Below are 10,536 nucleotides of genomic sequence, written 5' to 3' on the forward strand. Positions count from 1 at the left end.
GTAGTGAAGAACATTGGGGTCAGACCCCATGAAATACATATAAAGAAAATTAAGCAGAACCAAAAGTTCTATAAAAGAAACATAAAATATCTTGTAAAAGCTTATCATAAGTGATAAAATCTCGTAAATGAGATATCAGAGATGGAATAGGGAGATAGGCAAATGCAGGAGAACATGAAAGAATACCTGACAGAAAAGGAAGCCAGGGAAAAGAGACTGGAAGTATATACAGAGAAGATCCAGGAAAAGGTGTTGAGCAGATCTTCGGAAACAATCCGGCAGTTAGTGGAGGAGAGACACCGACAGAAAATGACGCAGCAGGAAATAGCGGATATTACAGGGATAAAACCGTCGAATATGGCCCGGTTTGAGAGCGGTGGCAGGGTACCAACGCTGGTTGTACTGGAGAAATATGCGAATGCCCTTGGAAAACATATTGAAATAAAAATCTGTGATGACTGACAGATTTTTATTTGGGATAATCATATATGATATTATTATTAAAAATAGCAAAGCGAAATGGAGGGAGAAAGATCGCAAGAAAATTAAGGGACTGGTATCCGGGAGCAATTTACCATATCATGCACAGAGGAGTGAGAAGAAAACCAATATTTGAAGATGAGATGGACCATCAGGTACTGTTGCAGATAATAAAGACATCATTGAGTAAATATAACTGCTGGCTGCATGCGTATTGTCTGATGACAAACCATGTCCATCTGTTGCTTGAAACAGGCGATATAGAAATCGGGAAGTTTATGAAATATATGTCAGAGTGTTATGCCATTTATTATAACCATAAGTATGGTTACAGAGGGCATGTTTTTGAGAGCCGGTATAAATCCTGCCTTGTAAAAGAAGATGCTTATTTTCTCCAGACAAGCCGTTACATACATCTGAACCCGGTAAAAGCACAGATGGCAGATTATCCGGAAGATTATTTATGGAGCAGTTATCGGACGATGATAGGGATTGCGGATGATGGGATCACAGAGAAAAAGAAGACACTTGCGTACTTTCCTAAAAACAGTATTTATCAATACAGGGAGTTTGTGGAAGATATAGGACACAAATATATAGTTCAGGAACAGCATATCAGAAAGATGATAGGGGAAGATGAATTATGGCTACCGTGGTAAGAAGTTTTGCAATTCAGGGGATTGATGGATATCCTGTGGATATAGAAGTAAAGATGCTGGAGGGACAGCCGGTGATATCGATTATCGGGCTTGGGGATCAGGCTGTAAAGGAAGCGGCAGAGAGGATCCAGGCAGCGATTGATGAGAGCGGTTATGTTTTTCCTAAAAAGCGTGTGATCATCAGTCTTGCACCCAGTGATAAAAAGAAAAGCGGTTCTCATTTTGATCTTGCAATGGCGGTTGGAGTGCTCTGCCAGAACGGAGACATAGGGGTGAAGAACCTGAAAGAATATGGCTTTATCGGAGAACTGTCATTAGATGGAAGGTTAAGAGCCTGCAGAGGGATTCTGCCGATGATCATTGCCGGCCAGAAGAAAGGAATAAAGAAGATTATCGTGCCGGAGGCTAATCTTAAAGAAGCAGGACTGGTGCATGGAGTAGAAATTCTGGGATTTCATGATCTGACAGGCGTGATCCGCTGTCTTGAAGGAAAAACATCAGGGGGAGAAATCCATGTGGGTGAAAAGGAAAAAGGTTCGGAAGAATCAGGGACAGTTCTGGATTTTAAAGATGTTAAAGGACAGGATGAGCTGATAGAGGCGGTTGTTCTTGCTGCGGCAGGAGGGCACAATATGCTGATGGTCGGGGAGCCTGGATGCGGAAAGACCATGATCGCGCAGAGGATTCCAACGATACTTCTGGAAATGACAGAGGAAGAATGTCTGGAAGTAACAAAAATATACAGCATTTCCGGCCTGCTTCCCAATGGACATGCCCTGATGAAATACAGACCGTTCCGTGCCCCGCATCATAATGCATCATTGAATGCTCTGATCGGCGGCGGTGCCTATGCAATGCCGGGGGAAGTATCATTGGCACATAATGGGGTACTGTTCCTGGATGAACTTGCTGAATTTTCAAGGCGGACTCTTGACGCATTACGCCAGCCGATAGAAGATAAAAAAGTATCTATTTCAAGAGTGAACGGTACTCATACGTTTCCTTCCAGTTTTATGTTTATTACAGCTATGAATCCCTGTCCGTGTGGCTATTATCCAGGTGCAAAATGTAAGTGTACGGATTATGAGATCATTAAATACAGGGGAAAGATCTCCGGCCCTATCATGGACCGGATAGATATACAAAAAGAAGTCCATCCTGTAGATTTCTTTGCAATAGCAGACCAGAAATCAGGGGCTTCTTCGGAAGAATTGCGTACAAAGGTAGAAAAAGCCAGAAAGATACAGCAGGAGCGATATGCGCAGGAAAAAGGGATCAATTGTAATGCGCAGATGACAACGGAACTCATACAGAGATATTGTGTGCTGGATAAAGACTCATTGAATCTGCTGAGAGAGACCAGTGAAAAGTATGGATATAGTGCCCGTGTGATCCACAAACTCTTAAGACTTGCCAGGACCAGTGCGGATCTGGACGGAGAAGAAAAAATCCGTCAGAAAGATATAGAAAAAGTTCTGACGTGCCGGGAACTGGACAAAAGTAATAGTAAAATGGTGGTGGTTAAATAATGATATACTGGATATGGCTTACGCAGATACCATTTATCGGGCCTGTTACAACCAGATACCTGATAAAAGAACTGGGAGATGCGGAAAAGATTTATCAGGCTGACCATGAAACCCTAAGTGAAATGTCAGGACTGTCTGCAAGACAAAGAGAAAGTATCATCAGGAATCATTCATTGGAAAAAGCGAAAAGGATCATGGATGATTGCCAAAGCAAAAATATCTCTATCTTATGCTGGAATGACGATCATTATCCTTTACGTGCCAGAGAGCCTGCTGATGCACCACCAATGTTATACTATAAAGGAAATATCAAGAAAATGGATCAGACAGTTGGAATAGTAGGAGCAAGAAGATGCAGCCAGGAAGCAAAACAGGAAACGGTATTTCTGGCGTCAGAATATGCCAAGACCCGGATTGCAGTTGTCAGCGGAATGGCCAAAGGAATCGACAGCTATGCACATACTGCATGTCTCAATGCCGGTGGCTACACAATAGCAATATTAGGAAATGGCCTGGATATCTGCTATCCAAGCGAACACCACAAACTGATGAAATGTATAGAGGAAAAAGGTCTGCTCCTGTCAGAATACTCACCCGGAACTCTACCATCCAGATACACGTTCCCCAGAAGAAACCGCCTGATTAGCAGCTGGTCCGATAAATTAATCATAATCCAGGCCGGAAAAGGCAGTGGAGCATTGATAACGGCAGAATATAGCAGGAAATATGGGAGAAAAGTGGAAATGAAAGTGGAAATATAGAAAAACCATTGCGGTTCAAGATGAAGATTGTTATAATAAGTAAAAAACAGACGAAATGTAGAAAACAGAAATTAAGGAAGATAAATAAATAAAATCCCTTAAAGGACACGAAGACTATGAATAACATATGTGAGAAGCTGTTAAATAATGGCTTTTCATATGTATTATTCATTTCTTTGATTTAAGTGAATGATTCTAGTAATTAATAGGAGATAAAATATATAAAGAACATGACTTTTTTTCGCTGTATCATTGGCGTATTCAAAAGCCAGAATTGAATTTTGAATATAAAATTTACTGGTAAATGAAAAATAGTAATCAACATATAGCATCTACCGTCTGCTGACAACTATCCTAACACACAGAGTAGATGAGATATTTCCATATTACAAAAAATGTTGGAATTAGAATTCAGTATGATGTATTTACGTCATATGATTAAGGATGGTAAAGAAATATAACAGAAGAAAAAGAGGAACTATGTTGAAAGCAAAAAATTACGATGATATAAATAAAATATATGATATTATGAATACAACCCAAAGCAATTATTCAAATATGTTAAAACGATTAAAAGAAAAAAAGGCTTTTTCGAATTTTATTATTACATATTATAGCATTGCTTTAATAGTGTATTCGCTTACAGCTGAATTTTTTACTGATATATTTGATGAAAAAATATCAAGCTATTTTAATATAATATTATCTGTAGTAGTTTTAACTTATTCACTAATTATAACAAATGCAAAATATTCTGAACGAATTCAAATAGCTGAAAGAGTTATGAATGAAGTAAAATCAAAAAAAAGAGAACTTACAGATAGTAATCTTAATGAAAAACGCGAAGAGTATGAAAAAATTATAGCAAAAGCGGAATATAGATCAGAGATTGATTTTTTTCGTACTTTAAAACAGAAATGTAAAAAAAATGATATAAATTGTTTTTTTTATAAGAAAAGTTTAGAAAAGATGAGTGATAAAGAAGAAGCAGAAAAATTAAAAGAATATTTAAGTGAAAACTTTCCATTAACACAGCAACTAAAAATTATTTTGCAATATATATGGCAGGGAATAATCGTTATTGTACCAGTTATTCTTTTTATAATTTGTTTTTGGGTTAAAATGTGAAAAATTGATACTCGCTTTTAGTTCATCTGTACAGCCGGTTTCCTTGATGATGCCCGGATTCCTTTGCAAAGAAGCCTTTTAGCCTTTACCTGACTTACGGCTCTTTCGATATTTGGAATGGTTTACTTTATGGGAAAACCAAAGCTGTAATGATAGATGTAAAAATAGCATTCGAAGGTTTGAAAGGAGAAAAAACGCATCAATAAGCAAAAAATTCAAGGAGTTTTGGAAGAATACATCTGATGATAAGTGTGAACTCTGCATTTGAGTTCCACTAAAAAATACTCGGAGTCAATACTCGGGGTCAGACCCTATGAGACATGGATGGAGAAGTGTCACCAAAGGGAACAACAATGGCAAGAGGTGCAAGGTATAATTCAGCAGTCAAATATTTGTACAGTCACAGAAATGAGAAACATTTAGTAGTGGTGATTTCGGAGGATGGGGATTGTGATTTTGTAAATTATAACATTATGGATTCTTGAAAGGAGGAATTGAGATAGATATTTGGAGCAGTTTAAGTCGGTTTTATAGTTTATCGTTGTTTCAGGTATGCTATATAATGTTATGTTTGATTGCAATATGGACAGTGATTCCTGTATTTTCTAAATGCAAAATATATAGATGGTGGAAAAAATTTAATATTCTTTCTTTCGCTTTTTCACTTCTTCTCATCATAAAAATGACTTTATGGGACAGAAGTGTTGGTTTCAGAGAAGTGGAATTACGTCCTTTTTATACGCTTACTACAATTTCATATAACAATGAGGCACTTAGAACTTTGCTGATGAATGTGATATTGTTTCTGCCGTTCGGATTGACGATACCATATGTTGCAGAGGTAATAAAGATAAGGAAAAATAAATTCAGGTGGATTCTATGTATGGTGAGTGGATTTTTACTTAGTGTTGCGATTGAGAGTTTTCAGTATTATTTTTGTTTAGGAAGGGCAGAGACTGATGATGTGATATGTAATACACTTGGATGTGTGTTGGGAGTTATGGCCAATGTCATATCATATCGAAAAAGAAAGCAGTTTACAAAGGTGTAAGACTGGTATGATAAAACCGAGAGCATTAATGGTGGCATCGGTAGCTTCGATGCATGACTTATTTAATATGGATAATATCTATATTCTTCTGGAATTGGGATATGATGTGGATGTGGCAGCTAATTTTGAATCCGGGTCTACTACAAGTCAGGAGAGAGTAGAGGAATACAGACAGGAACTGGTGAACAGAGGGATTGGTGTGTATCATATCCCGATTCCGAGAAAGTTGGATAAGATAGAGAAAATCTGTACATCATATCATATGATACGGGAATTGACTGAGAAGAACAGGTACAGGATTATACATTGTCATTCACCGATTGGAGGTGTAATCTGTCGTCTGGCCTGCAGGAAGTCGAGAAATGAGTTTGGAACAAAAATTATATATACAGCCCATGGATTTCACTTTTTTAAAGGTGCAGACTGGAAAGCATGGCTCTTCTTTTATCCGGCAGAAAAAATCTGTGCGAAGTTTACGGATGTGATTATTACGATCAATCAGGAAGATTATAAAATTGCACAGAAATTTAACGCAAAAAAAATTGAACATGTGCCGGGAGTTGGCGTGCGTACAGAACAATTAAGAAATATGCTAATAGATCCGGCGGCTAAAAGGCATGAACTGGGACTTACATCGGATAATTTCGTTTTTATGAGTGCAGGCGAGTTATCTGTAAGAAAGAATCATGAGGTTGCCATCCGTGCTTTTGCAGAAATAGAAGAACCGGGAGCCAGGTATTTGATTGTTGGCTTGGGTGAACTGGAAGCAAAACTAAAGAAACTTGTATTAAAGCTTGGTCTGCAGAATAGGATTTTCTTCCTTGGATATAGAGCGGATGTGAAGGAAATACTGCAAGTAGCAGATGCATTTGTATTTCCAAGTCTGCAGGAAGGACTGCCGGTTGCATTGATGGAGGCTATGACGGTTGGGCTTCCGGTGGTATGCAGCAGAATCAGAGGGAATACAGATTTAATTGAAGATGGCAGGGGTGGTTATTTGTATGATTGTCATGATGTATCTGGTTTTGCCAACGGTATGAGAAGAATTATGAACGCTTCTGATACAGGAATGGGAGAAACGAATATTGAAACTATGAAACAATTTGATATAGGCATTGTCCATGAATATATGAAGAGGATATATGGGGAAGTTGTATGATGCCTGAATTGAGGTCTGAATATTCTCGGCATTGTTTGGAAATGGGGAAAAAAGTGTTTGGCAATAAAAAGATAGTGAAACGAATAACGTGTATTATGGTTATTGTTTTTGGCGTGTTACATATTATTGTGAAAAAGAGCAAATTGGAATCTGTGTATGAAGATCAACCGGAACAGAAAAATCCACTGGAAGGTAAAACTGTTGTTTTTATAGAGAATACCATGGAAAAAGAAAATGCAGATGGCATGAGAGGTCATCTTGATGTTACAGGTGTTTCAGAGTATAGTCCTTCCTGGTATGAGAAATATGCAAAAAGAGTAATAGATATATTGTTATCATTTGGCGGACTTGTAATATTGAGTCCGCTCATGGGCTTAATTGCATTGGTAATAAAAGCAGAAGATCCGGGGACGGTTCTTTTTACACAAAAACGTATCGGACAGAATAAACAGTATTTTGAACTACACAAATTTCGTTCTATGAAAATGGATGCATCTCATGATATACCTACTCATATGTTGAATAATCCGGAACAGTATCTTACAAAGACAGGAAGGTTTCTTCGTAAATATAGCCTTGATGAACTGCCTCAGCTCTGGGATATTTTTATTGGAAATATGAGTGTGGTAGGACCTCGGCCGGCTTTGTGGAATCAGGATGTGCTGATATCAGAAAGAGATAAATATCATGCGAATAATGTGAAACCAGGTCTTACCGGTCTGGCACAGATAAATGGTCGCGACAAATTAGAAATCCCGGATAAAGCTAAACTAGATGGTATATACTGCCAGAATATAGGATTAATAATGGATATGAAAGTGTTTTTTGGTAGTTTTCGGATGATAATTTGAACTTAAATGCTTATGAAGTTTCGGAAATTCAGAGCACCCTTTTCCGGAAAAAGCAAAGTATACCTTTTCTTCCAACATCATGGGGAACGTCTGGTGGACAAAGGTGCATGCATCAATATTTGTCCCTATCCCAGTGAGTTCTACAGTGAGATGCTGACAAATATTATAGCTCAAATAGTAAAGGAGTGTGTATCAATATGATTATTTTTGAAATGGAAAAAGAGGATATAAAGTATGTTGATCGTATCGGTGAATTAGCCGATATGTGTATTGTAATTGATAATCCAAAGTCGTTTAGCAGTGAGCTTAATACTGTGGTTCAGATAGGAGTTGAACTGGCTCCTTATGCTATTTCGGGGGTTACGCTGATTATCATTGAATTAATAAAAAATAGAAAAAAGATTAAAATAAAGGTTTCAGATAATGGCTTTGAGGTTGAAGGTGATGAAGAAAAGGCACTGAAAATAGCAAAGGAACTTATTGAGCAGAAACAGGAAGAGAAAGCTCAAAAAGTATTAAGCGATTTATTATCAGGAAAATAGTACTATTATGAATATTGATGAGAATGTTGTAAAATTTATTAAGAGTTCAAGATGCAGTGTATATACCAGTGAATTATCAGAATCTGAGGAAACCAGATTAAGGGTTTTATTTAACGATTGTTTGTCTGCAATTATAAATCAATATGTTGAAGAATTTATGCCTTCATTTATTATATGTGATACTTATAATAAATACAGCACAGTTTTGCCGGTAAGGCTTTACGAAAATAGTTATAAGTATTATATCTTATATGATTGTCATTTAAATCAGATTAATCGATTACTTGATGCACTTTACCTTGATGATGGGGAGTCTGCACATGATATTTGGAAGCTTTCATATGAGTTATTTGCGGAAGATGCAGTGTTAGAAAATAACAAGGTTTTAGTATCATATTATGGAATGAATAAAATTGCTCTGGGATCATTTGATGTGAACATTGAAAAACAAGTGGAGTTGGATTTTATCATAGACATTCAGAAACGATATGTTATTGGACATGAATTAGGACATTGGATTTATAAAGTGTTAGGACGTAAAAATAACGAAAATATATTAAACATTAATCCTGATGCAGAGTGGACTCAGTTTTTAGAAAATATTAAGGCTATTTTATGTGATTTGTATGAAGAATATGAAAAAAAATTCAAATCAAAAGAGTATGTTGAATTAATTCGTGAGCAAAGGTATCTTGTTAATGAAAACAATGAAATATTGGAAGAATGTTTTGCAGACGCTATTGCATATGCACTAACTTTTTCATATGTTTCAGAGAATTACCCGAATAGTTTAAACCGTAAACTTTTGGCGGGAAAGGCTTTGTTTTTGGAAATGATGAATCTACAATTGTTAGCTATGCAACATATGTATGTAACAGAGAAGTCATTTGAAGCATCGACATCAATAAGGATTGGATTTTTGCGTAACTATGCAGGACTTTATTTTGAAGGAAATGAAAAAGAGTTTAACAAGATGTTGGAGAAAACTGTAGTTCGTTATGAGGAGCGAATTACTAATATTATGCTGGAATGTTTTTCAGAATTAGAAAATAGAGGGGATAATATTTATGATGCCTTAACTGATATAGATGGATTGCTGAATTTTGATAAACTTTTGGGTTTGCCTTAATTTCCAGCCTAAGATGCTTTTAGGGCTATTTCAGGCTGGAAATTAAAGACAAAACTTAGTAGATCTGTGACATGGGAGCAAATCTGATTAGTGACAAGTTGAGAAATCAGCAACAATTGACTGTATAGATGGGAATAGGGATGAGGGGAATTCCTCTTAGATGTCCTTACCTCTATACCATAAAAAGAAATAAGTCTGTAAGTGATTTCTCTTACTTACAAACTTATTATACGAGGAAAGATTTTATGGAAGAAATAAGTCTTTATGAAAAAATAGTTAGTTCAGAAATTGGCTTTATTATTATGGATTTAAACAGATATGGTGGCATATGGTCTGTGGAAGATATTTGTCAGTGTATTGAACAGAAAAACATAGAATTAAAAAAACTTCTCATATCTTTAAATACTTATGGAATGTACGATTTTTTGCTTGCAATATGTCAAATAGTTAATATTTATTGTTGTGAAAACATTCAAATATGGTTTTACAATCAATTGAATTGTTGTCCGGATAGAGAAATGATTATTGAACTGGCTAATGGATTATATGAAAAAAAGATGCTAGAGGCAGCAGAAGTAAAAGCAATGTGGTCTGAATTTGGAGATGATTGGGAATATATTCCGCCAATAAGTATGATAGAAATTCAGAACTATATTTGGGGAAATTATAAATCTGAATTTTTAAGAAAAATTTCTAGAAGTAATCCGAAAAATGTGGGTGTTTACTTTCCTATGATTCAAAAAAATCTAAAATATATGAAAAAATTGGAAGATAATGTGTTTCCATATTTAATAATGACTGCTAAAGATATTAGAGAAATGGACAATGAAGATAATGCAAAAGAATGTTTTGTAAGAATGAGGATTGTAGATTACCTAATTGAATTAGGGATTTTTTATTATTATAAAATCGAATATGTACTTGATGAGTTGATTAAGATAGATTCAAAAGAAGTTGCGCAACTTGATCACAATGAGTATATTCAAATGATACAAAATATTTTAGAAAAAAAATTGGGATATCGCTTATATATAACAAATACAATAACTGATTACCTGAGTGAAATGATACATATATCAGAATATTTTGGAGATAATTTAGATACTGAAGGGCCACGGGAAATGAAGGTATATTTGCCTTTGCTGTATCAATTAACAGGAAGAGAGAGGGAAGCATACTCTCTTTTGATTGATACTATTCAATATTTGCCTAAAACATATGCTATAAGAAAGGTATATCTTCTTACA

The 10,536-nt window shown here is 35.9% G+C and carries 12 protein-coding genes; all 12 read left to right on the forward strand.

The window, feature by feature from the left end; translation table 11 throughout:
• Positions 1–162 precede the first annotated feature (162 nt).
• Entirely contained in the window at positions 163–462 is a 300-nt protein-coding gene (locus AC075J_RS00520; protein ID WP_055060664.1) for a helix-turn-helix domain-containing protein, read from the forward strand.
• A gap of 26 nt (positions 463–488) precedes the next feature.
• On the forward strand, positions 489–1,139 hold the full coding sequence (locus AC075J_RS00525; RefSeq protein WP_118409656.1) for a transposase: 651 nt from the start codon (positions 489–491) through the stop codon (positions 1,137–1,139).
• Positions 1,124–2,668: a YifB family Mg chelatase-like AAA ATPase gene (locus tag AC075J_RS00530; RefSeq protein ID WP_118409657.1), complete on the forward strand. Its 1,545-nt coding sequence runs from the start codon at positions 1,124–1,126 to the stop codon at positions 2,666–2,668. The genes AC075J_RS00525 and AC075J_RS00530 overlap by 16 nt, the downstream gene beginning before the upstream one ends.
• Positions 2,668–3,429: a DNA-processing protein DprA gene (gene dprA, locus AC075J_RS00535; RefSeq protein ID WP_476389836.1), complete on the forward strand. Its 762-nt coding sequence runs from the start codon at positions 2,668–2,670 to the stop codon at positions 3,427–3,429. Before AC075J_RS00530 ends, dprA begins: the two co-directional genes overlap by 1 nt.
• A 480-nt stretch (positions 3,430–3,909) precedes the next feature.
• Positions 3,910–4,557, forward strand: coding sequence for an SLATT domain-containing protein (locus AC075J_RS00540; RefSeq protein WP_182466110.1), 648 nt, complete (start codon positions 3,910–3,912; stop codon positions 4,555–4,557).
• A gap of 320 nt (positions 4,558–4,877) precedes the next feature.
• Positions 4,878–5,042, forward strand: coding sequence for a hypothetical protein (locus AC075J_RS00545; RefSeq protein WP_182466111.1), 165 nt, complete (start codon positions 4,878–4,880; stop codon positions 5,040–5,042).
• A gap of 77 nt (positions 5,043–5,119) precedes the next feature.
• On the forward strand, positions 5,120–5,608 hold the full coding sequence (locus tag AC075J_RS00550; protein WP_118409660.1) for a VanZ family protein: 489 nt from the start codon (positions 5,120–5,122) through the stop codon (positions 5,606–5,608).
• 7 nt (positions 5,609–5,615) lie between these two features.
• Positions 5,616–6,767 carry a glycosyltransferase gene (locus AC075J_RS00555; RefSeq protein WP_182466112.1) on the forward strand — a complete coding sequence of 384 codons (1,152 nt, stop codon included), beginning with the start codon at positions 5,616–5,618 and terminating at the stop codon, positions 6,765–6,767.
• Positions 6,768–6,919: 152 nt separating this feature from the next.
• Complete coding sequence (locus tag AC075J_RS00560) at positions 6,920–7,618, forward strand: sugar transferase (RefSeq protein WP_347457724.1); 699 nt, start codon at positions 6,920–6,922, stop codon at positions 7,616–7,618.
• Positions 7,619–7,815: 197 nt separating this feature from the next.
• Positions 7,816–8,160: a hypothetical protein gene (locus AC075J_RS00565; protein ID WP_118409662.1), complete on the forward strand. Its 345-nt coding sequence runs from the start codon at positions 7,816–7,818 to the stop codon at positions 8,158–8,160.
• 7 nt (positions 8,161–8,167) lie between these two features.
• Positions 8,168–9,289: a hypothetical protein gene (locus AC075J_RS00570; protein ID WP_118409663.1), complete on the forward strand. Its 1,122-nt coding sequence runs from the start codon at positions 8,168–8,170 to the stop codon at positions 9,287–9,289.
• Positions 9,290–9,534: 245 nt separating this feature from the next.
• The coding region (locus AC075J_RS00575) for a hypothetical protein (protein WP_476389837.1) at positions 9,535–10,536 on the forward strand (1,002 nt) is incomplete at its 3' end.

This window comes from Blautia sp. ZXY-1-C6 (assembly GCF_056339875.1).

Excerpts from the sequence above, each read along its gene's own strand:
- AC075J_RS00520 (WP_055060664.1), top strand. The coding sequence starts at position 163 with ATGCAGGAGAACATGAAAGAATACCTGACAGAAAAGGAAGCCAGGGAA.
- AC075J_RS00525 (WP_118409656.1), top strand. The coding sequence starts at position 489 with ATGATATTATTATTAAAAATAGCAAAGCGAAATGGAGGGAGAAAGATC.
- AC075J_RS00530 (WP_118409657.1), top strand. The coding sequence starts at position 1,124 with ATGGCTACCGTGGTAAGAAGTTTTGCAATTCAGGGGATTGATGGATAT.
- dprA (WP_476389836.1), top strand. The coding sequence starts at position 2,668 with ATGATATACTGGATATGGCTTACGCAGATACCATTTATCGGGCCTGTT.
- AC075J_RS00540 (WP_182466110.1), top strand. The coding sequence starts at position 3,910 with ATGTTGAAAGCAAAAAATTACGATGATATAAATAAAATATATGATATT.
- AC075J_RS00545 (WP_182466111.1), top strand. The coding sequence starts at position 4,878 with ATGGATGGAGAAGTGTCACCAAAGGGAACAACAATGGCAAGAGGTGCA.
- AC075J_RS00550 (WP_118409660.1), top strand. The coding sequence starts at position 5,120 with ATGTTATGTTTGATTGCAATATGGACAGTGATTCCTGTATTTTCTAAA.
- AC075J_RS00555 (WP_182466112.1), top strand. The coding sequence starts at position 5,616 with ATGATAAAACCGAGAGCATTAATGGTGGCATCGGTAGCTTCGATGCAT.
- AC075J_RS00565 (WP_118409662.1), top strand. The coding sequence starts at position 7,816 with ATGATTATTTTTGAAATGGAAAAAGAGGATATAAAGTATGTTGATCGT.
- AC075J_RS00570 (WP_118409663.1), top strand. The coding sequence starts at position 8,168 with ATGAATATTGATGAGAATGTTGTAAAATTTATTAAGAGTTCAAGATGC.